The organism is Streptomyces fodineus (assembly GCF_001735805.1).
Taxonomy (GTDB): Bacteria; Actinomycetota; Actinomycetes; order Streptomycetales; family Streptomycetaceae; genus Streptomyces; species Streptomyces fodineus.
Window position 1 is genome coordinate 6,868,983 of sequence record NZ_CP017248.1, and the last position, 26,061, is coordinate 6,895,043.

The window sequence follows — 26,061 nt, forward strand, 5'->3', positions numbered from 1 at the left end:
GTCCCGACGTAGTCTCGCGGGACAGTGCAGGCAGAAGGGGGCACGGAGTGACCGCTGAGGCCCGGGAAGCGGGTGCCCAGGAGGACCCCGCATCCGACGGCGAGCGACCGCTCGACATCGCGCTCCTCACCTATAAAGGGAACCCGTTCTGCGGCGGCCAGGGTGTCTACGTACGGCATCTCTCGCGTGAGCTGGCCCGGCTCGGGCACCGGGTCGAGGTCATCGGCTCGCAGCCGTACCCGATCCTCGACGAGGGCTACGGCACGCTGCGCCTCACCGAGCTGCCCAGCCTCGACCTCTACCGCCAGCCCGACCCCTTCCGCACCCCCGGGCGGGGCGAGTACCGGGACTGGATCGACGCCCTGGAAGTCGCGACGATGTGGACCGGCGGCTTCCCCGAGCCGCTGACCTTCTCCCTGCGTGCCCGCCGCCATCTGCGCGCCCGGCGTGGCGAGTTCGACGTCGTGCACGACAACCAGACCCTTGGATACGGGCTGTTGGGCGACATCGGCGCGCCCCTGGTCACCACCATCCACCATCCCATCACCGTCGACCGGCAGCTGGAGCTGGACGCGGCCGAGGGCTGGCAGCGCCGCTACTCGGTGCGCCGCTGGTACGCCTTCACCCGGATGCAGAAGCGGGTCGCCCGCCGGCTGCCCTCCGTGCTCACCGTCTCGGGTACCTCCCGTCAGGAGATCGTCGACCATCTCGGCGTGCGTGACGACCGTATGCACGTCGTCCACATCGGCGCCGACACCGACCTCTTCTCGCCGAATTCGGCCGTGGCTCAGGTGCCGGGCCGGATCGTCACCACCTCCAGCGCCGATGTGCCGCTGAAGGGGTTGGTGTTCCTGGTGGAGGCGCTGGCCAAGGTGCGCACCGAGCATCCGGCCGCCCATCTCGTCGTCGTCGGCAAGCGGCCCGAGGAGGGGCCGGTCGCGGCGGCGATCGAGCGGTACGGCCTCGAAGGCGCCGTCGACTTCGTCAAGGGCATCTCCGACGGCGAACTGGTCGACCTGATCCGCTCGGCCGAGGTCGCCTGCGTGCCCTCGCTGTACGAGGGTTTCTCGCTGCCCGCCGCCGAGGCCATGGCCACCGGCACGCCGCTGGTCGCCACGACCGGCGGCGCGATCCCCGAGGTCGCCGGACGTGACGGCGAGACCTGTCTGGCCGTACCGCCGGGCGATGCGGGGGCGCTGGCCGCCGGGCTCGGCCGGCTGCTGGGGGACCGTGAGCTGCGGGTGCGGCTCGGCCGCGCGGGCCGTGAGCGGGTGCTGCGGCACTTCACATGGGCGCGGGCCGCGGAAGGGACCGTGGCGCACTACCGCGAGGCCATCGCCCGCGCCGCGGGCCTCAGCCGCTCCGCCGCGGGCCTCAGCCGCTCCGCCGCGGGACCCGGCCGCTCCGCGGCCCAGACTCCCGGCCGCTCCGCGGCCTCACCAAGTGCTTCCGCGGCCGCACACATGGTTGCTCCCGCGGCCCCCGCAACTGTTGCAGGCGTCTCCTCCGAAAGCAGGGCCACGTGCTGACCGTCGACTTCTCCCGGTTCCCGCTCGCCCCGGGCGACCGAGTCCTGGACCTCGGCTGCGGGGCCGGCCGGCACGCCTTCGAGTGCTACCGGCGCGGTGCCCAGGTCGTGGCCCTGGACCAGAACGGCGAGGAGATCCGCGAGGTCGCCAAGTGGTTCGCGGCGATGAAGGAGGCCGGGGAGGCCCCCGAGGGCGCCACCGCCACGGCCATGGAGGGCGACGCGCTGGCCCTGCCCTTCCCGGACGAGTCCTTCGACGTCGTCATCATCTCCGAGGTGATGGAGCACATCCCCGACGACAAGGGCGTGCTCGCCGAGATGGTGCGCGTGCTCAAGCCGGGCGGGCGGATCGCCGTCACCGTGCCGCGCTACGGCCCGGAGAAGGTCTGCTGGGCGCTGTCCGACGCCTACCACGAGGTCGAGGGCGGCCACATCCGCATCTACAAGGCCGACGAGCTGGTGGCGAAGATCCGCGAGGCGGGCCTGAAGCCGTACGGCAGTCATCATGCGCACGCGCTGCACTCGCCGTACTGGTGGCTGAAGTGCGCGTTCGGCGTCGACAACGACAAGGCGCTGCCGGTGCGGGCGTACCACAAGCTGCTGGTCTGGGACATCATGAAGAAGCCGCTCGCCACCCGGGTCGCCGAGCAGGCGCTGAACCCGCTGATCGGCAAGAGCTTCGTGGTCTACGCGACCAAGCCGCACCTGCCGCGTCTGGCCGGGACCGAGACCTTCGAGGCGGCCGCCAAGTGACCACTCCCCGGACAGAGCACCTCGTCCTGCCCGGGGTCCTCACCGCCGGGCAGGCCGCCGCGACCGTCCGCGGCATCCTCGCCGTGCAGCGGGAGGACGGCGCGATCCCGTGGTTCCGCGGGCACCACCTGGACCCGTGGGACCACACCGAGGCCGCGATGGCCCTGGACGCGGCCGGCGAACACGAGGCCGCCGAGCGGGCCTACCTCTGGCTCGCCCGGCACCAGAACGAGGACGGCTCCTGGTACGCGGCCTACGCCGACGGCACCCACGACGACGTCACCGACCCCGCCCGCGAGTCGAACTTCGTCGCCTACATAGCCGTGGGCGTGTGGCACCACTACCTGTCCACCGGTGACGACACGTTCCTGGACCGCATGTGGCCATGCGTCTACTCGGCCGTGGAGTGGGTGCTCGGGCTCCAGCAGCCCGGCGGCCAGATCGGCTGGCGCCGCGAGGACGACGGCACGCCCACCGCGGACGCCCTGCTCACCGGCAGCTCCTCGATCCACCACGCGCTGCGCTGCGCACTGGCGATCGCCGACCAGCGTGAAGAGCCGCAGCCGGACTGGGAGTTGGCGGTCGGCGGGCTGCGGCACGCGATCCGCCGGCACCCGGAGCGCTTCCTGGACAAGGACCGCTACTCGATGGACTGGTACTACCCGGTCCTCGGCGGCGCGCTGACCGGCGAGGAAGGCAGGGCCCGTATCGCGGAGTCCTGGGACCGGTTCGTGGTCCCCGGCTTCGGTGTGCGCTGTGTGGTCCCCAACCCCTGGGTCACCGGCGGCGAGTCCAGCGAACTCGCCCTGGCGCTGTGGGCGGTGGGGGAGTCCGACCGCGCCCTTACGATCCTGCAGTCCATCCAGCATCTGCGTGACCCGGAGAGCGGCCTGTACTGGACGGGCTATGTCTTCGAGGACGACGCGATCTGGCCCCGCGAACTCACCACGTGGACGGCCGGCTCGCTGCTCCTCGCGGTCGCGGCGCTGGGCGGCCACGAGGCGACGTGCGCGGTCTTCGGAGGGGAACACCTGCCGACGGGGCTGGACACCGACTGCTGCGCCTAGCCGGCACAGCTCAGTGCCGGTGTATCCGGTTGGCGATGGCGTGGCCCACGAACAGGTACACCACCGCGGCCAGGCCGTAGCCCGCGACCACCCTCGCCCAGGCCTCGTTGAACGTGAACAGGTCGTGGGACCAGCCCGCCAGCCAGGCGGCGGCGTGGTGGACGACTTGGACCAGGCTGTTGGCACGGTTGGCGTCCAGCAGGTACATCAGGATCCACAGGCCGAGGATCAGCGCCATGACGTCGGCGACGACCGCGATGACCGTTCCGGCCTGATTGGCACCGTTCCGATATCGAGGGGACATACCTTCCGGATTGCCCGGCGGCGAGCGGTGAAACCCGAACGGCGGCGCCCGGGTGGCGGACCCGGCCCGCTCGGGTGAGGATGCCGGAGGAAACAGACCGCTCGGGGAGGACACGTCCGGAGGACCCCGTGCCCGTACCCATACGGCGCCTCGTCGTGGCGCTCACGCTGTCCTGCGCCCTGCTGGCCGGTTCCACCGCCTGCGGCAGCGGCGAGCAGACCAGTACGAAGGACACCGCGGCGGTCCAGGCCGCCCACGCTGCCGCCACCCCCAGCCCGACCACCTCCGCCGAACGGCAGAAGTTCGCCAAGGCCCGGTTCGTGGCGAACGCGGGACTCGCGGCGGGCGCGACCTACCAGTGGATCGTGAAGCCCTGGAAGGCGGGCAAGTTCAAGAAGGGCGCCCAGGGCCGCAAGGCCGCCTTGGTCAAGGCGGGCCTGGCCGGTGCCTTCACCTACAACCGCCTGAAGGCGGCCGTGCGCAACGCCCAGGGCGATCCCACGCTGTCGAAGGCGCTCGCGCCGGTCAACTCGGCCATCGACGGCCTGAAGAACCTGCCGGCCAAGCTCCGAGGCGGCGACGACAGCGCGGCCGGCTCCTTCAGCGACACCATCGACAAGGTCAAGGGTGCGGGCGCGAGCGCGGGCGCCCCGGTGAAGGAGCAGGTGCCGTCCGCGTCCCAACTCAAGCAGGGCAGCTAGGCGTTCAGCTCCGCCAGCACCCTGAGGGTGTGCGGGTCGGGTGACAGGGCCAGCAGGTCGGTCACCGGACCCGCACGCCACAACTCCAGCCGCTCGGCGATGCGTTCACGCGGGCCGACCAGGGAGATCTCGTCGGCGAAGGCGTCCGGCACGGCCAGCACGGCCTCCTGCCTGCGGCCCTCCAGGAACAGCCGCTGGATCCTGCGCGCCGCCTCCTCGTAGCCCATGCGGGCCATCAGGTCGGCGTGGAAGTTGCGGGCCGCGTGGCCCATCCCGCCGATGTAGAAGCCGAGCATGGCCTTGACGGGCAGCAGCCCCTCGGCCACGTCGTCGCACACCTTCACCCGGGCCATCGGAGCCACCAGGAACCCCTCGGGAAGCTTGTGCACCACGTCCCCGTAGACCTCGGGCCGGCTCGGCGCCCAGTACAGCGGCAGCCAGCCGTCCGCGATCCGGGCCGTCTGCGCCACGTTCTTCGGCCCCTCGGCACCGAGCAGGACGGGCAGGCCGGCCCGCAGCGGATGCGTGATGGACTTCAGCGGCTTGCCGAGCCCCGTGCCGTCCGCGCCCCGGTACGGCAGCGGATGGAACCGCCCGCCGGAGGTCACCGGCGCCTCCCGCCGCAGCACCTGCCGTACGACGTCCACGTACTCCCGGGTCGCGGTCAGCGGCGAGCCCGGGAACGGGCGGCCGTACCAGCCCTCCACCACCTGCGGCCCGGACAGGCCGAGGCCGAGCATCATCCGCCCGCCGGAGAGGTGATCCAGGGTGAGCGCGTGCATCGCGGTGGTGGTCGGCGGGCGGGCCGCCATCTGGGCAACGGCCGTACCCAGCATGATCCTTGAGGTCTGTGCGGCGATCCAGGTCAGCGGGGTGAAGGCGTCCGAGCCCCAGGACTCCGCCGTCCACACCGAGTGATAGCCGAGCCGCTCCGCCTCCTGGACGAGCGGCACCTGGCCGCCGTCCGGGCCGCGTCCCCAGTAGCCGAGTGCGAGACCGAGCCGCATACGCCTGCCTCCTGACGGGCCGTCAGATATCGACCTGGCAGCCGACTGTACGACAACGGCCCCCCGCCCGGAAGGGCGAGGGGCCGTGTGCGGCGGTGTGCGGGGCTCAGCCGCGCTGGATGCCGGAGGTGTCCTGGAGCACGCCCCGGCGGCCGTCCTGGGTCTGCGCGACGAGCGCGGCACCGCGCTGCTCGACGGCCAGGTACCAGGTGCCCGGCGCCAGTTCGGCGATCGGGTTCGGCGAGCCGTCCTCCGCGAACAGCGGACGGGTCACCGGCACGGCGAACCAGAACGGCGAGAAGTCCGCCGGACCCGCGGTACCGGCGGGACCCGCCGGCTGCGCCGCCGGAGCGCCCGGCGCGGCCGCCGGCTGCCCGAACGGCTGGCCCGGCTGCGGCTGGGCGCCGTACGGCTGCTGCGGCTGGGCACCCGGGTAGCCGTAACCACCGGGCGGCTGGGCGCCGTAGGGCTGCGGGGCGACCGGCTTGGGGGCCGGGAGCAGGGCGGCCTGGAGGGCGGGGACCTGCGGGGAGGCGATGGCGGCACCCGCGAGAACCAGAGCGGCGATGAAACCGAGGATCAGACCGGCGCCGGCGTTCACGCCGTCCGGGACGTCGATCAGCGTCCACAGCAGCGCCCAGGTCGCCAGGACCGCGAACGCGGTGCCGACCTGGGCCAGGTCGAGCCCGAGCACCTTGCGCGGCTGCGGCAGACAGCGGTTGACGACGATGAGGACGGCACCGATCACCGCGCCCATGTAGATGCCCAGGCCCATGCCCAGGTCGTCCCACGCGTTCCGGCTCTGGCTCGCACCGAAGCCGGAGAGGGAGATGCTCTCGAAAGTGAGGAACGACGCGATGAACAGCACCACCGCTGCTCCGATCACCACGCCGTCGCCTCTAGTGAGGGAGCGGATATTCACTTCAGGTCCTTCGTAGGTCGTCTCGTCGTCGGTAGACACTACCGTCCGCAAGATCCGGCTGTCCGGCCGGTTCCGCCCGCCGGTCACGACCCGCGCAGGAAACTCACGATTCCCTCAGAGATCCCCTGTGCCGCCCGTTGCCGCCAGGTGCCGCTGGTCAGCAGTGCCGCGTCCTTGCTATCGCGCATGTTGCCGCACTCGATGAACACCTTGGGAACCGTTGACAGATTGAGACCGCCCAGGTCCGTACGTGTAACGAGACCGGTACCTTCGCCGAGGTAGTTGGACGGCGGCTCACCGGTCTCGCGCAGGAAGGTTCCGGCAACGCGCGTACCGAGGTCACGGGAGGGGCCGACGATCGGGCGGGTGTCGGCGGCACCGGCGTGCACGGACCCCGGCAGGATGACGTGGAAGCCGCGGTTGCCCTCCGCGGAGCCGTCGGCGTGGATGGAGATCGCCGCGTCCGCGTGCGCCGCGTTGCCGATCCGGGCCCGCTCGTCCACACACGGCCCCCAGGCCGGGCTGTCGCCGTCCCGGGTCAGCTTGACCGTGGCGCCCTGCTTCTCCAGCAGCGTGCGCAGCCGGTGGGCGACGTCGAGGGTGAACCGGGCCTCGGTGTAACCGTCGTTCGTGGACGTCCCGGTGGTGTCGCACTCCTTCTTGTTCGTCCCGATGTCGACTTTGCGGTTGATCTCGTCCGCGTGCTGGAAGTTGCCCTGGTTGTGCCCGGGGTCGATGACGACGACCTTCCCCTTCAGCGAGCCGGACGCGGGCGCCGCGGGTGTCCCGGAGGGCCGCTTGGCGTCGTCGGTGGGCGAGGCGGCGGAACGGCCGGACGTCGGGGCCGCGGTGGCCGTACGGTCCGCGCCGCCGCCCCTGGATCCGCCGCCCGCCGTCTCGTACACCGCCCAGCCGAGCAGCGCACCGGGCACCAGCGCGGCCAGCGCGACGGTCAGCGGGCCGCGCCGGGGCCGGCGGGACTGCGGGGAATCGAACTCAGGGCCTACGTAGGACACGCCTGCCACCCTAACCGCCCTCCGTGGTGTCCATACGGTCCAGGACAGCCCTATGGGTGATGCCGGTGCCCCGCTCCCGACCCCCCTCCGTCCGCTCGATCAGCGAGAGATACGTGAGATGTGTGAGATATGTGTGATGTGTGAGATGCGTGGTGGGCCTACGTCGCCGAGGCCGCCGGCCCGTCGGGAACTGGTTCCTCGCTGTCAGGCTTGGCGGGCGCAGGACGCGAGGCGATCGGCTAGCGCGGTGACGAGGCCGCGCAGTTCATCGGGGCGCTCGATGACGAACGGCCGGTCGAGTGAGGCGAGTAGCGCAGGCAACCAGTCGAGCCGCTCCGCCCGTAGCTCGACGCGCAGCCAGCGCTCGGTCGTCCGGTCCTCGCCTGCCGCGGGCTCGTGCTCCTCAAGGCTCGCGACGCCGGCGGGAAAGTGGGCGCGGATCTGCTCGACCGTTCCGTGGATCCGCAAGGTCACCTCATGCCGGTACTCGGCCGTGGCGAACGCTGACAGCACGCGCTGTGCCGGAGAGGGACCCACGGGCGCTTCGAATGAGCCGGGCAGGGTCCTCGCGTCCGCGATGCGATCGAGCCGGAAGGTCCGGTCCTCGCCGATCCGGGCGTCCTTGCCCGTGACGTACCACCGGCCCGCATGGGCGACGATCCCGTACGCGTGCAGTGTGCGTTCGCTGCGCCGTCCGTCGCGGTCGGTGTAGCGGATCGAGACCGGCCGGCGGTGGCGCGCCGCATCGGCGACGGTGAGCAGGACCCCGGCGTCCGGGGTGTCGAACCCGCCGGGCTCGTCCGTGAAGGCGAGAGCGTCCAGGAGTGTGTCGAGCCGACGGGCGATGTGCCTGGGCAGCACCCGCCGGATCTTCGCCGATGCCGTCTCGCTCGCCGTGTGCTGCGTCGTCGTCAACCCTGCTCGGCGGCCGGCGACCAGGCCGAGCAGCACGGCCAGCGCCTCGTCGTCGCTGAGCATGAGCGGAGGCAAGCGGTACCCGGGAGCGAGCCGGTACCCGCCGTAACGGCCGCGCACCGATTCCACCGGCACGTCCAGGTCGATCAGCTGGTCCACATACCGGCGCACGGTGCGCCCTTCGACGCCGAGCCGGTCGGCGAGTTCGGCCACCGTCCGGGTGCCGCCCGACTGCAGCAGCTCCAGGAGTGTCAGCACGCGGCCGGTGGGTCGAGGCATGTTCGCAGCCTAACGCGAATACAGGACCGATTCTGTCCACTATTTCTCCTAGCCTGCGACGTGCACGCCTCCAGCACAGCCAAGGAGATTCCCATGGACTTCGTCTCGATCCGCATCATCACCAGCGACGTAGCGCGCCTCGTCGAGTTCTACGAGCGAGCGACCGGGGTGCGGGCGATGTGGGCCACCGAGGACTTCGCCGAACTCAAGACCGCGGGCGCCACCCTCGCGATCGCCGGCACCCGCACCGTCCCGCTGTTCGCCCCGGGCTCTGCGCGCCCGGCGGACAACCACAGCGTGATCACCGAGTTCCTCGTCGACGACGTGGACCGCGTGCACCAGAACCTGACCGGCTTCGTCACCGACTTCGTCAACGAGCCCACCACGATGCCCTGGGGCAACCGGTCACTGCTGTTCCGCGACCCCGACGGCAACCTCGTCAACTTCTTCACCCCCGTCACCCCAGCGGCCACCGAAAAGTTCGCACGCTGAGGCCACGCACAGCCGCTGAGCCGGTGGATTGCGCGCAACTGCGCCCACGTGGTCGCGGCGCGCAATCTGCTGCAATCCTCGGGCATGCCTGTGCCATCCCGCGCATTCTGGGAGCCCAACCCGACGGATGCGGAGGCGGGATGGCGCTCAGGTTCATCGGCACGACCAGCGACGAAGGCGACTGCCCCACCCTCTACGAGATCGAGGGCACCGGCGAGATCCTCGTCCAGGGCGACCGCGAGACCGACCCCGAGCACCTGGTACAGCTGCGGGACGTGAAGCCGTCCGAGACGTTCGTACGCGTCCCTCGCAGCCTGCTCACCCGGTATGCGCCCAGGACCGAGGCGCCGGAGCTGCAGCCGTTCTCGGCAATCTCCCACCTTTTTCACGAGTTCCGGCACACCGCGTGGCGGCTGGAGACCCGCCGCGGCTACGCCTCCGACCGGCGCAGCGCCAAGTGGGCGCGCTGGCAGGCCGGCGAAGACATCGCCGCCGAGGCCAGCGGGTGGCTGGAGAACGTCGCCGAGCAGACGGCCGCGGGGAAGCGGTTCGAGCGCGTGCGCTTGGTCGACGCCCCGCCCACCGAGGGCCAGCGGTTCCTTCTGGCCAGCGCGCCGGGGAACGTGGCCGCGGGAGAGGACATCCGCAACCTCGCTCGGGCCCAGGCCGAGCATCTGCGCCTGCCGGACTACGACTTCTGGCTGTTCGACTCCAAGATCGTGGCCCGGTTCGCGTTCGACGAGGACGACATCACCCTCGGTGTGTACGTCACCGAGGACCCCGCCGATGTGCTCGCCGCCTGCCAGGTCCGAGACGCCGCCTGGCACCATGCTGTGCCTACGCAGGAGTTCGCCCGGCAGGTAACTTCGACTGTGTGACCACCGACTTCCAGACGGCCCGTGAAGCCCTCGGTGCTCGGCTGCGCGAGCTGCGCACCGAGGCCGGGCTGGAAGGCAAAGATCTTGCCGCCCGCCTCGGCTGGCAGACCTCGAAGGTCAGCCGCATGCAGAACGGCAAGCAGACTCCGACCCGAGACGACCTGAGCGCGTGGGCGCGCGCCCTCGACCGGCCGGACGTCGAGGCCGAACTTCACGGCTTGCTTGCCGGGCTGGACATGAAGCAACGCAACCGGTCCTGGCGCAAGCAGCTCGCCGGCGGCCTCCGCGGTCGGCAGGAGATCGCCGTACGCCTGACCGAGAACACGCAGCAGATCCGGGGCCTTGAGGTCTCCCGGATACCAGGCCTGTTCCAGACGCCGGAGTACGCGCGCGCAGTGTTCGACTCGCTCGCCGAGTTCCGGGGGATCCCGGCGACGACCGATGCTGCCGTTGAGAAGCGGATGCGCAGGCAAGAGGCCCTGTACGACCCGGAGAAGACGTTCCGCTTCATCCTCTGCGAGGCCGCGCTGTATCACCGGCCTTGCCCCATCGACGTGATGGCCGAGCAGCTGGACCGCCTCTACAACCTCGTCGGGCAGAAACGCGTCGAACTCGGGATCATCCCGTTCGATGCGCAACTGCGCCGCACCGCCCCTCACGCGTTCTGGATCTACGACCGCCGCCTCGTCATCGTCGAGACGATCAGCGAGGAACTGTGGCTCACCGGCGACGAGGACGTCGAACTGTACGAACGGGCGTGGCATTGGCTTGGCGAGTCCGCCGAGTACGGACCGCCGGCGCGGCGTCTGATAGGCCGTGCACGAGCCTCGCTGGACCTCTCGTAGGCAATCCGCCGCAAGCTCTTCGACAGCATGCGCAATCGCGCGCAATCGGCACGCAGGCCTGCAATCGCCCTGCATACGGTCGGGTCATGGCCCACCTGATGAGCTCCGCCCTACAGTACGAGGCCGGGGACACATGGCTCGCCGATTGCGGTGAACGCCCGGCCCTTGTCCGCGCGGCATGGGACGAGGAACGTCTCGCCCTTGTCGTCTCCGGCGCTCGCTGGCTCGTAGCCGAGTCCCGCCTCACCCGGGGATGGCCGGCGGCCTCCCGGCTCCGTGACTCGCCGCACGGGCCCGTCCTCGCCGATCCCGACGCCGACAAGATGTTCTGGCTGGTACCGCTGGACGCCGCCGAGGAACTCTCCGACGTCCGGCACCTGGTCGTGCATTCCGCGGGCTGGTCACTGTCCTGCCCGCCGACGGGCCGGCAGGTGGACGGGCGTTTCTGGCTGTGGCGCCCCGACGGTTCGGGTGACCTCAACGACTCCGCGCGCATCGCCGCCGCGTTCGGCCCCCGCGACTACCGTCCCGAAGCGGAGGCTCTCGCATGACGACTTCCGAGACCGGATCCCTCGTCGGTATCCCGGCCGACCTCCTACCACTCATCCCCGTGCCGTTCCTGGACGCGCTGCTCGACGCACGCACGGCGACGGGGGCGCGTGGAGCGGTGAGGCGCCGTCCACGGCAACGGCCGTCGACCTCGGCGAGCGCGAGACCGACGGGGGCCACTGGTTCCCTCGCGCCTGCCGGCCCTGCACGCTGCGCGCCATTCCGGCCGCCCGCAACTCCCGTCCTGCACCGAACCGTTCCACCCCGAAGACGGGCGGAACGAAGTCCGCACCCACGGCGCGACCGGTGCCGGCACCATCATCATCATCCGCACTTGGCCACTGCCGACACGCCACTGATGCTCCCGCTCCCGGCGCACGCCGACGTGCCGGATGCGGGCCTGGCTCCAGCGTGCCCCCGACGGCGCTGGGAGCGGTCCTCGGCGCTGGAGACGGCCTGCCGTCCGCCATCCCATCCCGGCGGCAGGCCCCAGGAAGACCGGCTACTGACCGAGCCCGGACCGGCGAATCCCGCGAAGACCACCGGCCCGGGCCGCCATCCCATCCGCAACCAGCGAAGGAGACGCCCGTGAGCGCACCCCTGCCCGGCCCTGGCCCCATGCCGCAGGCCGGCCCCGACCCGAAGCCCCCAGCGCTCGCCCGGATGCTCATCACTGACGAGCGGTTCACCTCCTGCCGCAAGGCGGTGACGGACGCCAACCCGGACATGAGCGAGGAGATGGCCGGTCGCATCGTCGAGGAGGCCCTCAAATTCGTGGCGGCCTGCTCGGCGAACCCCGGCGTCGGCCTGGCGCCGTCGCGGATCGTGGACGAGGGCTGGCACGCGCTGATCCTGCACACCGTCACGTACGCCGAACTGTGCGAATGGCTCGGCGGCGACTTCGTCCACCACTACCCGGGCTACGACCCCACCCACTACGACCCGCCGATCCTGGACCGCACCCGCGAGAAGATCGCCGAACTCGGCTGGAAGGCCGACCCCGAGCTGTGGGGACCACCGTCCGACGAGGCCCTCGTGTCCGTGGCGGCGAAGTGCCAGCACGCCCCGGAATGCACGATCGTCATCACCCCGCGGCCGAAGCCCGGCCTGGTCTAGCCTCCGGGGTGAAAGGAGGCCGCATGTCCGAGTGGATCGACCCGCGGTACGCGGAGCTGGTCAAGGCGTGGAAGCGCGCGCAGCAGCCGGACTCGCGTGACCCAGCACCTCCGCCACGGCGTGGATTCGTCGTGCCGGCCGAGCGGTAACTGGCGGCCGGCTTCAACACGCCCGCCCTGCCGGAGGACCGGAAACCTCTGTTAGGGCGGGCCGAGCACGAGCTCAATCGGACAGCGCGCCCGGGGACCACATGCCGAACCACTGCTCGGCGCCGTACGCCTCGAACCGCTCTGCCTCGATGAACCCCAGCTTCGCCGCGAGGCGCATCGAGCGGACGTTGGCGGTCTGGGTGGCGAGCACCACCGGTTCGCCGGGACACGCGTCGGCGAACCAGTCGAGTGCCGCTGCGCATGCCTCGGTGGCATACCCGCACCCCCAGGCCTCCGGCAGGAACAAGTAGCCGAGCTCGGCCTTCCCGGCAGCCTGGCGAAGGTGCCCCGTTTCTCTGTAGAGCGTGATCTGGCCGATCACCGCTCCGTCGAGATCGACCATGAAACGGCCGGGGCGCCGGCTGGGTGCCCCCGGTATCTCGCGCTCGAGCTCATCACGCGGCCGGGGGCCACCGAGGTAGGTGCCCACCTCTGGCGAGGCAAACAGCTCGATGACCGCCGCACGGTCCCGGGCCTCGGGCTCACGGAGCACGAGCCTCTCGGTCCTGATCGGGGCAGGTGGCCAGGCGCCGGGTCCGAGCTCGGTCATGCCGGCCAGCCAATCAGCAGGCCCGGCAGCGATCAAGACTCGCGCACCGATCAAGCCACCGGCCCGGCCCCACCCTCACCGCAGGAAGATGGTTCCGTGCCGATGGTCGTACTCGGCGAACCCCGGCACGCTCTTGGCACGAGTCAGCAAACGCGATCTTGTCATGGCGGCCGGAGGCCCTCGGGTCAGGGCCTCAGATCCCCGTGCCCGTTCGCCGCAGGACACGCAGGGAGCCGGTCGCCGAGACCTCCGTGAACGCCCCGGACTCCAGCGCCCGCAGGTACACCCGGTACGGCGCCTGCCCGGTGAACTCGTCCTCGGGCTCCGGGAAGACGTCGTGAATGACCAGCAGTCCGTCCTGGGCCACATGGGGCGCCCAGCCCTCGTAGTCCGCGCCCGCGTGCTCGTCGGTGTGGCCGCCGTCGACGAAGACGAGACCGAGCGGGGCCCGCCAGAGCGCGGCGATCTGCGGCGACCGGCCGACGAACGCGACCACGTGGTCCTCCAGGCCCGCCTTGTGGAGGGTGCGGCGGAAGGCAGGCAGCGTGTCCATCAGCCCGATCTCCGGGTCGACGGTCTCCGGGTCGTGGTAGTCCCACCCGGGCTGCTGTTCCTCGCTGCCGCGGTGATGGTCCACGGTCAGCGCCGTGACCCCGGCCGCACGGGCCGCGTCGGCGAGCAGCACGGTGGACCGCCCGCAGTACGTCCCGACCTCCAGCAACGGCAACCCCAGCCGCCCCGCCTCCACCGCGGCCGCATACAACGCCAGCCCCTCGTCCACGGGCATGAACCCCTTGGCCGCCTCGAACGCGGCGAGGATCTCGGGCTTGGGGGCGCTGGCGGACATGGGGAGCCTTCCGGTCGTACGACTGTTCCGGCCGCCCATGCTGCCGCACCCCCGGCCACTGTGTGACAGGGGGTGCGTTTCACCGGGGCGCGGGGAACTGCGCGACAGGCCACGACGAAGCCGCAGCCGACGTACGACGGCCCCCTCGAGCTCTACGCGCTGACAATCTCCCCAGGCAACGAAAGATCCAGCTCGACAGCCCCCGACTCACCCGAATGCGTGGCAGAGGACGCCAGCGGCCCATGCCCCGCGGCCCGTGCGGCGAGCACATACGCCCCCTGAGCCGGCACGGCGAGCACATAGCCGCCGTCCTCGTCGGAGACGGTCGCGCCGGCCTGCCGCCCCCGCCGGTCGATCAACGTGACCTTGGCCCGGGCGACCGGAGCACCGTCGGCACCCAGAACCCGCCCCCGGAAGCCCCGCAGCACCTCCTCGGCACGCTCCAGCACAGCGTCCTCCTCACTGCTGGCCCGCAGCTGGGTGTGCTGCTGAGCCGGGCGGCCGGCCTTCGGCAGGAACAGCGCCAGCAGCAACCCGGCCGCCACCGCCGCGGTGGCGATCAGGAAGGACACCCGGAACCCATGCATGGTCGGGATGGCCAGCCCGCCCACGTTGTTCGCCGTGTTGGCCAGCACCATCCCGATGACGGCGCTGGACACCGACGTACCGATGGACCGCATCAACGTGTTGAGTCCGTTCGCCGCGCCGGTCTCCGAGGCGGGCACCGCGCCGACGATCAGAGCGGGCAGCGAGGAGTAGGCGAGACCGATGCCCGCGCCGAGGATCACGGACGTGACGATCGTCTGCCAGGCCGCGTGCATCAGGCCGAGGCCGCCGCCGTAGCCGATCGCGATGATCAGCAGGCCGATGATGAGGGTGACCTTCGGGCCGTACTTGGCGGACAGCCGGGCGTAGACCGGCGCGGTGAACATCATCGTCAGGCCCAGCGGGGCCACGCACAGACCCGCGACGACCATGGACTGGCCGAGGCCGTAGCCGGTCGCCTTGGGCAGCTGGAGCAGCTGGGGCAGGACCAGGGAGACGACGTAGAACGCCACGCCGACCATGATCGACGCGAGGTTGGTGAAGAGGACGGCCGGGCGGGCGGTCGTGCGCAGGTCGACCAGGGGCGCCTTGAGGCGCAGTTCGAACAGGCCCCACAGGACGAGGACCACGACCGACGCGGCGAACAGACCGAGCGTCGTACCCGAGGACCAGCCCCAGTCGCTGCCCTTGGTGATGGGCAGCAGGAGCAGCACCAGGCCGGTCGACAGGCCCAGCGCGCCCAGCAGGTCGAAGGAGCCCTCCGCCCGCATCGGGGACTCGGGCACGACGAGGAGGGTGAGGACGATGGCGAGCGCGCCGAGGCCGGCGGCGCCGTAGAACAGGGCGTGCCAGTTCGTGTGCTGTGCCACCAGGGCCGCGGCGGGCAGCGCGAGGCCGCCGCCGACGCCGATCGAGGAGCTCATCAGGGCCATGGCCGAGCCGAGCCTCTCGCGCGGCAGCATGTCGCGCATCAGGCCGATGCCGAGCGGGATCGCGCCCATGGCGAAGCCCTGGAGGGTACGGCCGACGATCATGGTGAGCAGCTGGCTGGTGAGGGCGCTGACCAGGGCGCCGACCACCATCACGCCGAGGCTGAGGATCAGCATCCGCCGCTTGCCGTAGAGGTCGCCGAGGCGGCCCATGATCGGGGTGGCCACGGCACCGGACAGGAGGGTCGAGGTGAGGACCCAGGTGGCGTTGGAGGGCGCGGTGTGCAGCAGCTGCGGCAGGTCCTTGATGACCGGCACGAGCAGGGTCTGCATCACCGCGACCACTATGCCGGCGAAGGCGAGCACCGGGACCACGGCGCCGCCCGCTCTCCGGGCCGGCTGATCGGTCGTCGTGTGGGTCATGAAGTCGAGGCCTCCCCGTAGTGATAAGTGCTGGGTAAACCTCGTATGCACAGGCAACTATTCCGTTGCTTCGGGCCCCTAACGAATCCTTGACCGACTCATGGGTTTCTGATCTCCCGTCAGGGGCTGGTGAGTTGATGGAACGCGTTCTACTCTGCGCGCCATGAAGGCCTTTGTCGCCGGGGTCGGGATGACGCGGTTCGAGAAGCCCGAGACCCGTTCATGGCAGTACTGGGACATGGCAAGGGAAGCGGGGAGCGCGGCGCTGGAGGATGCCGGCGTCACGTACGGCGCTGTGGAACAGGTTCCCGTCGGCTACTGTTTCCAGCCCTCGACCGCCGGCCAGCGCGCCGCCTACGAACTCGGCCTGACCGGCATCCCCGTTTACAACGTCAACAACAACTGCGCGACCGGCTCGACCGCGCTGATGCTCGCCCGGCAGCTCGTGGCGGGCGGCGCGGCCGACTGCGTGCTGGCTCTGGGCTTCGAGAAGATGAAGAAGGGCGCGCTCGGCGGGGGAGCCGACGGCGGGGCCCGCGGCGGAGCCGCTGATGCCTGGAGCGCCGTGTCCCCCGTCGCCCGGCACTACGGCATCATGGCCGCCCGGCACGGCTTCGAGGCGACCCCGCCCACCGCGCAGATCTTCGGCGCCGCGGCCCGCGAGCACATGGAGCGGTACGGCACGACCGAGGCCCAGCTCGCCGCCGTCGCCGCCAAGAACCACCGGCACTCCGCGCACAACCCCAACGCGCAGTTCCGGGACGTGTACGACGTGGCCGGCATCCTCGCCTCCCGCATGGTCCACCGGCCGCTGACCAGGCTCCAGTGCTCGCCGACCTCGGACGGCGCGGCGGCCGTGGTCGTGGTGTCGCAGCGGTTCGCTTCGCGGCGCGGGCTCACCGGTCTCGTCGAGATCGCCGGGCAGGCCATGGCCACGGACACCGAGGAGTCCTTCGCCTCCGGCTCCTGCATCGACGTCGTCGGGCAGCCCATGTCCCGGCGGGCGGCCCGGCAGGCGTACGAACGGGCCGGGCTCGGCATCGAGGACGTGGACGTGATCGAGCTGCACGACTGCTTCTCGGTCAACGAACTGCTGACCTACGAGGCGCTCGGCATGTGCGCGCCCGGGGAGTCCGGGAAGCTCGTCGAGTCGGGCGCGACGACGTACGGCGGCCGATGGGTGGTGAACCCGTCGGGCGGGCTGATCTCCAAGGGGCATCCGCTGGGCGCGACCGGCCTGGCGCAGACGGCCGAGCTGGTCTGGCAGCTGCGCGGCACGGCGGGGGAGCGGCAGGTCGCGGGGGCGCGGGTGGGGCTCGCGCACAACATCGGGCTGGGCGGGGCGGCGGTGGTGACGGTGCTGCGCGCGGTGTAGGTCGTACGGCCTGGATCCGGTGGTCCGAAATGCTGATGCAAGGACCGTTACCGGGTTGAGAACATGACATCCATGCTCGAAGCCGCCGACACCACACCCCTCATATCCCGCCGTTCGACCGTGCCCACCTGGCTGGTGGTGGCGCTCGCCTGTGCCGGCCAGTTCCTGGTCGTCCTCGATGTGTCGGTGGTGAACACCGCCCTGCCGTCCATGCGGAGCGGCCTCGGCCTGACCGCGTCCGGCCTGCAGTGGGTGGTGAACGCCTACGCCATCGCCTTCGCCGGGTTCATGCTGCTCGGCGGCCGGGCCGGCGACCTGTACGGGCGCAAGCGGATGTTCCTCGTCGGCCTCGGTCTGTTCACGCTGGCCTCGCTGGGCGGCGGCCTCGCCCAGGAGGGCTGGCAGCTGCTGCTGGCCCGGGCCGTGCAGGGGCTCGGCGCGGCGGTGCTGGCCCCCTCGACGCTGACCCTGCTGACCTCCGCGGTGCCGGAGGGGGCGGCGCGGGCGCGCGCGATCGCCACCTGGACCGCGGTCGGCGCCGGTGGCGGGGCCGCGGGCGGACTGGTCGGCGGGGTGCTCGTGGACGTGCTGTCCTGGCGCTGGGTGCTGCTGATCAACGTGCCGGTGGGCGCGCTGGTGCTGGCCGGTTCGGTGGTCTGGCTGACCGAGAGCCGGGCCGGCGACGGGCGGCGCCTGGACCTGCCGGGCGCGCTGCTGGTCACGGCGGGCCTCGCGACCCTGGCCTACGGCATCTCGCAGACGGAGGCCGAGGGCTGGACGGCCCCGGCCACGCTGCTGCCGCTGTTCGCCGGGCTGCTGCTGATCGGCCTGTTCCTGCTGGTCGAGGCGCGTACGGCGGCCCCGCTGATGCCGCTCGGCCTGCTCCGGCTGCGCTCGGTCGCGTCGGCGAACGCGGCGATGTTCCTCTCCGGCTCGGCCATGTTCTGCATGTGGTACTTCATGACCCTCTACGCCCAGAACGTCCTGCGCTACACGCCGCTGGAGGCCGGCCTCGCCCTGGTGCCCAGCTCGCTGTCGGTGGTCGTCGGCTCCAAGCTGGCGCCGCGCCTGATGCGGGTGGCGGGCGCACGGACCGTGGCGACGGCGGGCACGCTGGTGGCCGCCACCGGCTTCGGCTGGCAGTCGACGATGAGCGCGCACGGGGCGTACCTCACCGCGATCATGATCCCGGGGATGCTGATGATGCTCGGCGCGGGCCTGGCGGCGACCCCGCTCGCCTCGCTGGCCACGTCGGGGGCGGCGCCGGGAGAGGCCGGTGTGGTGTCGGGGCTGATCAACACCTCGCGCACGATGGGCGGTTCGCTCGGGCTCGCCGTGATGTCGACCGTCGCCGCGGCCGGCACGGGCAGCGGCCACGGCCCCGAGGCGCTGACGGACGGCTACGCGCTCGCCTTCCGGGTCAGCACGGCGGTGCTGCTGGGCGGGGCGGTGCTGATGCTGGTGTGGCTGCCGCGGAAGAACACGGCGCCCGCTTCGGCGGCCCCGGCAGCACGGGAGAATTCCGCGCCTTCGCGCGGATGAGGCCACGGGCGAGGCAACGGTCCGGGCGGCCCATGGTCCTTGGGCTCACCGGCCGCGCCGGCCGCGCCAGCCGTTCCAGCCGTTCCAGTGGAGCCTGCGCCGGCCGGGCGCCGCTGCGGGCGGTGGCGGTGGCGGCTGAGGCGGACGCGGCGAGTGCGACTCGGGCGTGGGCGGGGGTGCCGGACGGTCCCGCAGCAGCGGGATCGGTGCGTGCAGGTGCCAGACGCCGGGCAGGTCCAGCTTGCCCTCCCGTTCCGCCAGCGTGATCTGCTGGACGCCGAGACGTCCCTCCAGCACGCAGTCGCCGCTGCGTACGGCGACCAGGTGGGCGTCGCGGACGACCGCGACCAGCCCGGCGATCCGGAAGACCAGTGTGAGCTCCACGTCCAGCGTGCCGATCTTGACGCCGTCCAGGAACACGTCGACGTAGGGGCGATGGCTGGAGGTGACCTCATGGCTCGCGAGCGCGAGGACCTCCTCGCTGCCCGGGGTCTCGCGGGTGCGACGCGCGGCGGCGGTGAGGGCGGCGTGTTTGCGCCAGCCGCCCGCAGCCACGTCGAAGAGGTCCTGGCCGAGGAAGGAGTCGACCACGCCGGCCAGTTCGCGCTCGACGGCCTGATCGGCCGCGGCCGTCAGGGGGCGGACTCCGTCCAGGAGCGCTCGGGCGGTCCCGCCGCCGTGCAGCGGGCCGACCAGGGCGTCGCCCGCGTCGGAGTCCTCCCGGCCGAGCAGGAAGGCCCGGACCGTGAGGGGTTCTGCCACGGGGGTCGTGGTCATCGCGTCACCTCACTCAAGGCTCTGGTCGCCCGGATCCGCGTGGGGTTCGAACCGTACGGTGCGGTTCGCCGAACCGGTGCCGGGCTGCTGGTGCAGGGCGGCCGTTTCGGCCCCGGGGCGCGGTTTCGTGCTGATGTGTTTGCGGACCCAGCGGGGGCCGGGGTGCCGGTGGTTCAGCAGGACGGACGCGGCGGCCACCGCGAGCAGCACGGCGCCGAACGCGGAGGGACCGACGACCCATCCGACGGGCGTCGACGTGCCCCGGCCGTTGGTTCCCCCGCCGGTTGCGCTGCTGGTTCCGCCCGGGCTCGTTCCCGCGTTCGTCACGCTGAACTCGGTTTCGGCGCTGGTGCCGGAGCCCGGTGTGCACGCGGCCCGTACGGTGTGCTTCGCCGCAGATGTGTTCGGCGGGACCTGGAAGTCGGTGGCGAAGGTGCCGTCGCCCGAGACCGCGGTGACGGCGAGCGCGGTGCCGTCGTCCCAGGCCACCTCCACCTTCGAGCAGTTGAATCCGGAACCTGTTGCCGTGACCGCCGTCTTCGACGCGCCCGCCGTGGGATCCAGCACCAGCACAGGACGGCCCTCATCGGCGGGCAGCACCGTGAACGTCGCCTCGGCGTGCACGTCCGGGTGGCCGGCGCAGGTTGCCGCCATGGTGTAGTCGCCCGCAGGGGCGTTGTCGTTGACCTGGAGTGCCGCCTCGAACGTGCCCGTGCCGGGGGAGATGCCCACCCTGGCGTGGATCTGGCCGTTCGTGGAGAGTTCGACCGTGTCCGGCTTGCCGCTCGGGACGCAGTCATCGAAACCGGCGCCGTGCACCCGCAGGGACGCGCCGGGCCGGCCCTGGGAGGGGTCCAGCGCGATCAGCGGACGGTGCGTGGGTGTTGTCACGCCTCCGCCGTCGGTTGCCGTCACCGTGAAGGTTCCGGAGCCATCGACCACGAGGCTGCCGTTGTCGCAGCCCGCCGTCACGGGGTGGGGGCCGACGGTGGCGCCGTCCGGCACCTGGAATTCGGCGCTGCCGGTCCCGTCCGTCACGGACGGCGTGAAGGGCAGGTCGTGGCCGTCCCATCGCACATAGGTGATGGTGCCGGGCGCGGAGGTGACACGGGGCCGCAGCCCGCGGAGACCCCGCGGACCGGGCGCGGAGGAAACAGAAGAGGGCGTGGTCGGACCGGTGGGGTTGGTGTCCGTGGTGTCGGGCGGGGTGGTGCCGGGACTGGTCGTGATCAGGACGCAGCTCCCGAAACCGACGTGCACACGGGTCCGCGGCGGCCCCTTCTCCGGGCTGAGGGTGATCGAGAGGCCTCCCCCGGTCGCGGCCTGCGCCGAGAACGCCGTCGGAGCCCACGCGATCGCGAGGCTCGCCAGCACCGAGATCAACAGACGCGGGAGGAAACGCACGGCGGACGACATGAGCCGGGGCGAGGCAGGAGAGGTGACGAGGAGGCGCTAGGGCACGCGGGGTGCTCTGGCCTGTCAGCTGCCGCCGCTGCCATTCTCCTCCGCCACCCGGCTCTTCGCTCGTCGTCGCGGCGGCGATCAGGGCGCCCCGGGGACTCCGGCCGGGGATCCGGGGGCCCCGCTCACAGCCAGCCCTGCTGCCGGGCCTCCCGTACCGCCTCCGCGCGGTTGCGGGTGCCCGTCTTGCCGATGGCCGAGGACAGGTAGTTGCGGACGGTGGACTCGGACAGATGCAGCTTGCCGGCGATGTCGGCGACCGTCGCCCCGTCCACCGACGCCTTCAGCACCTCGCCCTCACGGGCCGTCAGCGGGCTGGGTCCGGCGCTGAGCGCGGCGGCGGCCAGCGCCGGGTCGACGACGGTCTCCCCGGTGAGCACGCGCCGGATCGCCGCGGCCAGTTCCTCCACGGGCCCGTCCTTGACGAGGAACCCGGCCGCCCCGGCCTCCATGGCCCGCCGCAGATAGCCGGGCCGGCCGAAGGTGGTGAGGATCAGCACCCGGCAGTCGGGCGCCTGCTCGTGCAACGCCGCCGCCGCGTCCAGCCCGCTGATGCCCGGCAGCTCGATGTCCAGCAGGGCCACGTCCGGCCGGTGGGTGAGCACGGCGTCCACGATGCCGTCGCCCGACGCCAGCTGGGACACCACCTCGATGTCCTCCTCCATACCGAGCAGCAGCGCGAGCGCACCCCGCATCATGCCCTGATCCTCGGCGAGCAGCACCCGAATGGACTTGCCGGGCCGATGGTCCCGGGGCATCTCGTTCATGGGGCCAGGTTACGGCCGGAAACCCCGGACCAGGCCGGTGGATGCCACCCCGGCAGCCCGGCGGGCCGGGATCGGCGCGCCGCCGATTAAAGACTTGGCATGGTCCGGTGCACCGGGGGTTGACGGTTTCCGGGAGCCCTCAAACAATCGCCTCTGCATTTCCAGGAATTCCAGCAATTTCCGTCGTCGAATAGGTTCGGTATTTCGATCGAACAACGTCCGAGATACCGAACGGAGAATCCGAGGTGCAACCGTGCTCCTGAGATCCCCCCACATCCGCCCCCGCGGGGTGAGCGGCGCCGCCCTGTCCGTCCTCGCCGTCTGTGCCACCCTGGCCGCGCTGCTCCTCGGCGTCGGCGCGCCCCAGGCCGCCGCCGCGAGCTCGCTGCCCTGTGACATCTACGCCGCCGCGGGCACCCCCTGCGTCGCCGCGCACAGCCTGGTCCGGGCGCTGTACTCCTCGTACAACGGCCCGCTCTACCAGGTGCAGCGGGCCTCGGACGGCGCCACGAGGAACATCGGGCTGCCGGCCGCCGGCGGATACGCGAACGCGGCCGCCCAGGACTCCTTCTGTTCCGGCACGACCTGCATCATCACCAAGATCTACGACCAGTCCTCGCGCCACAACGACCTCACGATCGAGGGTGCGGGCGGCGCCGGGGCGGCCGATGTGGGAGCGCCCGCCGACGCGCTGCCGGTGACCGTCGGCGGCCACCAGGTCTACGGCCTGGAGATCTCCGCCGGCATGGGCTACCGGGACGATTCGACCTCCGGCATCGCCACCGACGGCGGCGCCGAGGGGATGTACATGGTGACCTCCGGTACCCATGTCAACAACCGCTGCTGCTTCGACTACGGCAATGCCGAGACCAACAACAAGGACACCGGCAACGGGCACATGGACGCCATCAACTTCGGCACCGAGTGCTGGTTCTCGCCCTGCTACGGACAGGGCCCCTGGGTGCAGGCCGACCTGGAGAACGGGCTGTTCCAGTCCGACGCCGGACACAGCAAGAACACCTCCGACACCGGCACCGGGCCGCTGCCGTTCGTGACCGCGCTGCTCAAGAACAACGGCCAGAACCATTTCGCGCTCAAATGGGGAAATGCCCAATCCGGCGGGCTGACCACGACCTATTCCGGCGGTGAGCCGACCACCAGCGGATACTCGCCCATGCACCAGGAGGGCGCGATCGTCCTCGGCACCGGCGGCGACAACAGCAACGGCTCCATCGGCTCCTTCTTCGAGGGCGTCATGACCTCCGGCATCCCGACGGACGCCGCCGACAACGCCGTACAGGCCGACATCGTCTCCGTCGGCTACGGCGGCGCGACCGGCAGCACCGGCACGCTCGGTCCCGGCTCGGAGATCTCGCTGCGCGCCACCACCTCCTGCTGCACCGGCGACTACGTCCGTCACCAGAACAACGCCGGCGTCGTCTCCGCCATCACCTCCGGCAGCTCCAGCCTGGACAAGAACGACGCCACCTGGATCGTGCGCCGGGGGCTCGCCGACAGCTCGTGCGTGTCGTTCGAGTCGCGCAACTACCCCGGCGACTATCTGCGCCATTCCGACTTCAGGCTCTACCGCGAGCCCATGGACGGCACCGCCCTGTTCAGGTCCGACGCCACCTTCTGCCCGCAGACCGGCAAGAGCGGCACCGGCACCTCGTTCGCCTCGTACAACTACCCGACGCGGTACTTGCGCCACTACAACCACAACCTGTACATAGCGAGCGACGGCGGGTCCAACGACTTCGACAGCGGCAACTCCTGGACCGCCGACGTCAGCTGGGCGGTCAGCTCGCCCTGGGCGCCGTAGCCACCGCGTCCGCGAACCGCGCCGACTCCACCGGGAGCTCGGCGGTCACCGTGAAACCGCCGCGCGGCGACGGGCCGGCCGTGAGCGAGCCGCCCGCCGCCGCGAGGCGCTCGGTCAGCCCCTTCAGTCCCGTGCCGCCGATACCCTGCTGAGGCCGGCTGACCGGCGTGCCGCTGCCGTTGTCGGTGACGGTCAGCCGGGCCTGCTCGGTGCCGCTCTCGACGGTGATCTCACAGCGGCCGGCGTCGCTGTGCCGGACCACGTTGGTGACCGCCTCGCGCACCACCCAGCCGAGCAGCGCCTCGGTCTGCGGTTCGAGCGGTATACCGGACTGCCGTACCACCGGCTCCACGCTCGCCGCCGACAGCGCCGAGCGGGCCCGGGTCAGCTCGGTGGCCAGGCTCCCCTCCCGGTAGCCGGTCACCGCCTCGCGGATCTCGGTGAGCGCCTGCCGGCCCACCGACTCGATGTCGGTGATCTGGCCCAGTGCCGCGTCCATGTCGCGCGGGGCCAGCCGCCGTGCCGCCTCCGACTTCACCACGATCACCGACAGCGTGTGCCCGAGCAGGTCGTGCAGATCCCGCGAGAAGCGCAGCCGCTCCTTCTCCACCGCGCGCCGGGCCAGCTCCTCGCGGGCGGCGCGCAGCTCCCGTACCGCCTCGGACAGGCCGAGGATCGCGGCGGTCACCATGCTGGAGAGGAAGGTGGCGTAGCCGATGTTCGTCGCGTCGCCCCAGTTGTCGCGGATGCCGGAGACGGCCGCCGCGTACACCGCGAGCAGGATGCCGGTACGGCCCAGCCAGGGGCCGCGCAGCGTGGCGCCGGTCGCGAGGCCCAGCAGCGGGAAGAACATCAGCCAGCTGCCGCCGTAGCCGACGGCCAGTCCCGTGGTCAGCAGGGCCATCAGCAGCAGGGCCACCCGGGTGGAGACGGCCTCGCGCTTGGTGCGGTCGAAGGAGCGGAAGGTGACGTAGACGTAGAGGGAGTTGAAGGCGAGCAGGCCCAGGCCGCCGATCAACGGGTTCGGGGTCTCGCCCTGGAGCAGGTTGGAGAAGGCCCCCATCCCCATCAGCAGCCACGGCAGCAGCGAGAACCCGGTGGGCGGCGGGCCCGGATGGTCGAGGTCCGGGTTCTTGCCCTGCTTCCGGGCGGCCCGTTGCGCGGCCCGGAAGCGTTCGAGATCGTCCCGCCACTGGCGCCGCTCGGCCCGGAGGGCCTGTATGTGGCACTGCATTCCCCGCATCAACGTCATCTCTGCGCATCCCCCGGTCAGAAGGTCCCCGCCCGACGGCGGTCCGACAGTCCAGCGTACGAACCGATCGGTTCCGGCCAAACCGTCAGCACGATGATGGCACCCCGTGCCCGGGGCGGGGCAGAGGCGCATGTACGCACTCGGGCAGTACATATGTCACTGCCGCGGCAGAGCTGACACGGCGTCAGGAGCCTTCACAACTGTGGAGCGCTGGGCTATACAGAGGGCGCCGGACTGGAACGCGTTCTAGATCGGCCCGTAGCGACCTCGGTGCGGCCGACGGTGCGGACGTCCGCGCCGGGGTCTTGAACCGCCAGTGTCAGGAGCCGTATGCCCATCGACGCAGCGAAAGCCCTCGCGGCCGAACCCCGGACCGGTGAGATCTCCTGGACCACCAAGGACGTCCAGCTCTACCACCTCGGTATCGGCGCCGGCCGCCCCGCCACCGACCCCGACGAGCTGCGCTACACCCTGGAGTCCCGGCTGCACGTCCTGCCGAGCTTCGCCACCGTCGCGGGCTCCGGCGCACCCGGCGTGATCAGCGGGCTGTCCATGCCCGGTGTGGAGGTCGAGCTCGCCAAGGTCCTGCACGGCGGGCAGACACTGGAGATCCACCGCCCCATCCCGGCCGAGGGCACGGCGACCGCGACCCACCGTCTCGCCGCCCTCTACGACAAGGGCAAGGCCGCCATCCTGGTCCTGCGCACCGAGGTCGCCGACGCCGACGGCCCGCTGTGGACCAACGACGCCCAGATCTTCGTACGCGGGGAAGGCGGGTGGGGCGGCGACCGCGGCCCCTCGACCCGGCTCGAACCCCCCGCCGGCGCGCCCGACCGGACCGTGGAGCGCCCGGTCCGCGAGGACCAGGCCCTCCTCTACCGCCTGTGCGGCGACTGGAACCCGCTGCACGCCGACCCCGAGTTCGCCCGGCGCGCCGGGTTCGACAAGCCGATCCTGCACGGGCTGTGCACCTACGGCATCACCCTCAAGGCCGTCGTGGACACGCTGCTCGGCGGGGAGGTGGGCCGGGTCCGGTCGTACACCACCCGGTTCGCGGGCGTGGTGTTCCCGGGCGAGACCCTGCGCATCCGCATGTGGCGCCAGGCGGGCCGGGTGCGGGTGGCGGTGAGCGCGGTCGAGCGGGACGACGCGCCGGTCCTCGCGGACACCGTCGTAGAGCACTCCTGAA

At 71.5% G+C, this 26,061-nt stretch carries 26 protein-coding genes; 14 read left to right on the plus strand and 12 right to left on the minus strand.

Translation table 11 applies throughout. From position 1 onward, the window contains the following. Positions 1–47 precede the first annotated feature (47 nt). From BFF78_RS29470 to BFF78_RS29480, 3 genes are read left to right on the plus strand one after another with little or no spacing between them, the layout of a single operon-like run. Entirely contained in the window at positions 48–1,529 is a 1,482-nt protein-coding gene (locus tag BFF78_RS29470) for a glycosyltransferase family 4 protein (protein ID WP_069781176.1), read from the plus strand. Further along, positions 1,523–2,281, plus strand: a complete 759-nt coding sequence (locus BFF78_RS29475) for a class I SAM-dependent methyltransferase (protein WP_069781177.1) — start codon at positions 1,523–1,525, stop codon at positions 2,279–2,281. The genes BFF78_RS29470 and BFF78_RS29475 overlap by 7 nt, the downstream gene beginning before the upstream one ends. Then, positions 2,278–3,348 (plus strand): prenyltransferase/squalene oxidase repeat-containing protein, encoded by a 1,071-nt coding sequence (locus BFF78_RS29480; protein WP_069781178.1) that lies wholly within the window; start codon positions 2,278–2,280, stop codon positions 3,346–3,348. Before BFF78_RS29475 ends, BFF78_RS29480 begins: the two co-directional genes overlap by 4 nt. Before the next feature lie 10 nt (positions 3,349–3,358). Here the strand turns inward: BFF78_RS29480 and BFF78_RS29485 are convergent, their stop codons facing one another. Then, positions 3,359–3,652 (minus strand): hypothetical protein, encoded by a 294-nt coding sequence (locus tag BFF78_RS29485; protein WP_069781179.1) that lies wholly within the window; start codon positions 3,650–3,652, stop codon positions 3,359–3,361. Positions 3,653–3,780: 128 nt separating this feature from the next. Here BFF78_RS29485 and BFF78_RS29490 point away from each other — a divergent pair, with 128 nt between their 5' ends. After that, a complete protein-coding gene (locus tag BFF78_RS29490) occupies positions 3,781–4,353 on the plus strand; it encodes a hypothetical protein (RefSeq protein WP_069781180.1) in 573 nt (190 codons plus the stop codon). Here the strand turns inward: BFF78_RS29490 and BFF78_RS29495 are convergent. From BFF78_RS29495 to BFF78_RS29510, 4 genes are all read right to left on the minus strand, one after another. Next, complete coding sequence (locus BFF78_RS29495; RefSeq protein WP_069781181.1) at positions 4,350–5,360, minus strand: LLM class F420-dependent oxidoreductase; 1,011 nt, start codon at positions 5,358–5,360, stop codon at positions 4,350–4,352. The genes BFF78_RS29490 and BFF78_RS29495 overlap by 4 nt on opposite strands. Positions 5,361–5,466: 106 nt before the next feature. Then, positions 5,467–6,282, minus strand: a complete 816-nt coding sequence (locus BFF78_RS29500) for a DUF3824 domain-containing protein (RefSeq protein ID WP_193433557.1) — start codon at positions 6,280–6,282, stop codon at positions 5,467–5,469. A gap of 83 nt (positions 6,283–6,365) precedes the next feature. Continuing rightward, positions 6,366–7,298 (minus strand): N-acetylmuramoyl-L-alanine amidase, encoded by a 933-nt coding sequence (locus tag BFF78_RS29505; RefSeq protein WP_079161871.1) that lies wholly within the window; start codon positions 7,296–7,298, stop codon positions 6,366–6,368. Positions 7,299–7,502: 204 nt separating this feature from the next. Further along, on the minus strand, positions 7,503–8,492 hold the full coding sequence (locus BFF78_RS29510; RefSeq protein WP_069781183.1) for a helix-turn-helix transcriptional regulator: 990 nt from the start codon (positions 8,490–8,492) through the stop codon (positions 7,503–7,505). 93 nt (positions 8,493–8,585) lie between these two features. Here BFF78_RS29510 and BFF78_RS29515 point away from each other — a divergent pair, with 93 nt between their 5' ends. The 6 genes from BFF78_RS29515 to BFF78_RS49405 all read left to right on the plus strand — a co-directional run bounded on the left by BFF78_RS29515 (position 8,586) and on the right by BFF78_RS49405 (position 12,521). Further along, positions 8,586–8,984: a VOC family protein gene (locus tag BFF78_RS29515; protein ID WP_069781184.1), complete on the plus strand. Its 399-nt coding sequence runs from the start codon at positions 8,586–8,588 to the stop codon at positions 8,982–8,984. A 140-nt stretch (positions 8,985–9,124) separates the two neighbouring features. Further along, positions 9,125–9,862 (plus strand): DUF6879 family protein, encoded by a 738-nt coding sequence (locus BFF78_RS29520; protein WP_069781185.1) that lies wholly within the window; start codon positions 9,125–9,127, stop codon positions 9,860–9,862. Next, positions 9,859–10,707, plus strand: a complete 849-nt coding sequence (locus tag BFF78_RS29525; protein WP_069781186.1) for a helix-turn-helix domain-containing protein — start codon at positions 9,859–9,861, stop codon at positions 10,705–10,707. Before BFF78_RS29520 ends, BFF78_RS29525 begins: the two co-directional genes overlap by 4 nt. Before the next feature lie 98 nt (positions 10,708–10,805). After that, complete coding sequence (locus BFF78_RS29530) at positions 10,806–11,258, plus strand: hypothetical protein (protein WP_227025967.1); 453 nt, start codon at positions 10,806–10,808, stop codon at positions 11,256–11,258. A 616-nt stretch (positions 11,259–11,874) separates the two neighbouring features. Continuing rightward, positions 11,875–12,372 (plus strand): glycine-rich domain-containing protein, encoded by a 498-nt coding sequence (locus BFF78_RS29535; protein ID WP_069781188.1) that lies wholly within the window; start codon positions 11,875–11,877, stop codon positions 12,370–12,372. Between the two features lie 23 nt (positions 12,373–12,395). Then, positions 12,396–12,521 (plus strand): hypothetical protein, encoded by a 126-nt coding sequence (locus BFF78_RS49405; protein ID WP_257786882.1) that lies wholly within the window; start codon positions 12,396–12,398, stop codon positions 12,519–12,521. A 73-nt stretch (positions 12,522–12,594) separates the two neighbouring features. On the opposite strand, the gene BFF78_RS29540 is transcribed toward BFF78_RS49405, so the two are convergent. From BFF78_RS29540 to BFF78_RS29550, 3 genes are all read right to left on the minus strand, one after another. Beyond that, complete coding sequence (locus BFF78_RS29540; RefSeq protein ID WP_069781189.1) at positions 12,595–13,131, minus strand: GNAT family N-acetyltransferase; 537 nt, start codon at positions 13,129–13,131, stop codon at positions 12,595–12,597. Positions 13,132–13,324: 193 nt separating this feature from the next. After that, on the minus strand, positions 13,325–13,978 hold the full coding sequence (locus BFF78_RS29545; RefSeq protein WP_069781190.1) for a class I SAM-dependent methyltransferase: 654 nt from the start codon (positions 13,976–13,978) through the stop codon (positions 13,325–13,327). 152 nt (positions 13,979–14,130) lie between these two features. After that, the gene (locus tag BFF78_RS29550) at positions 14,131–15,876 is read right to left on the minus strand and encodes an MFS transporter (protein ID WP_069781191.1); all 1,746 of its coding nucleotides are present in this window, start codon (positions 15,874–15,876) and stop codon (positions 14,131–14,133) included. 163 nt (positions 15,877–16,039) lie between these two features. Here BFF78_RS29550 and BFF78_RS29555 point away from each other — a divergent pair, with 163 nt between their 5' ends. Then, positions 16,040–17,251, plus strand: coding sequence for a lipid-transfer protein (locus tag BFF78_RS29555; protein WP_069781192.1), 1,212 nt, complete (start codon positions 16,040–16,042; stop codon positions 17,249–17,251). Positions 17,252–17,323: 72 nt separating this feature from the next. Next, the gene (locus BFF78_RS29560) at positions 17,324–18,793 is read left to right on the plus strand and encodes an MFS transporter (protein ID WP_069781193.1); all 1,470 of its coding nucleotides are present in this window, start codon (positions 17,324–17,326) and stop codon (positions 18,791–18,793) included. A 45-nt stretch (positions 18,794–18,838) separates the two neighbouring features. On the opposite strand, the gene BFF78_RS29565 is transcribed toward BFF78_RS29560, so the two are convergent. The 3 genes from BFF78_RS29565 to BFF78_RS29575 all read right to left on the minus strand — a co-directional run bounded on the left by BFF78_RS29565 (position 18,839) and on the right by BFF78_RS29575 (position 21,798). Further along, a complete protein-coding gene (locus BFF78_RS29565) occupies positions 18,839–19,570 on the minus strand; it encodes a hypothetical protein (RefSeq protein ID WP_069781194.1) in 732 nt (243 codons plus the stop codon). Between the two features lie 9 nt (positions 19,571–19,579). Then, positions 19,580–20,986 carry a hypothetical protein gene (locus BFF78_RS29570; protein ID WP_159033079.1) on the minus strand — a complete coding sequence of 469 codons (1,407 nt, stop codon included), beginning with the start codon at positions 20,984–20,986 and terminating at the stop codon, positions 19,580–19,582. A 170-nt stretch (positions 20,987–21,156) separates the two neighbouring features. Beyond that, on the minus strand, positions 21,157–21,798 hold the full coding sequence (locus BFF78_RS29575) for a response regulator transcription factor (RefSeq protein WP_193433558.1): 642 nt from the start codon (positions 21,796–21,798) through the stop codon (positions 21,157–21,159). Between the two features lie 253 nt (positions 21,799–22,051). Here BFF78_RS29575 and BFF78_RS29580 point away from each other — a divergent pair, with 253 nt between their 5' ends. Continuing rightward, entirely contained in the window at positions 22,052–23,620 is a 1,569-nt protein-coding gene (locus BFF78_RS29580; RefSeq protein WP_069781197.1) for an alpha-L-arabinofuranosidase B, read from the plus strand. Here BFF78_RS29580 and BFF78_RS29585 read toward each other — a convergent pair. Further along, entirely contained in the window at positions 23,598–24,872 is a 1,275-nt protein-coding gene (locus BFF78_RS29585; RefSeq protein WP_069781198.1) for a sensor histidine kinase, read from the minus strand. The genes BFF78_RS29580 and BFF78_RS29585 overlap by 23 nt on opposite strands. A 330-nt stretch (positions 24,873–25,202) precedes the next feature. Here BFF78_RS29585 and BFF78_RS29590 point away from each other — a divergent pair, with 330 nt between their 5' ends. After that, on the plus strand, positions 25,203–26,060 hold the full coding sequence (locus BFF78_RS29590) for a MaoC/PaaZ C-terminal domain-containing protein (RefSeq protein ID WP_069781199.1): 858 nt from the start codon (positions 25,203–25,205) through the stop codon (positions 26,058–26,060). Position 26,061: the final 1 nt, after the last annotated feature.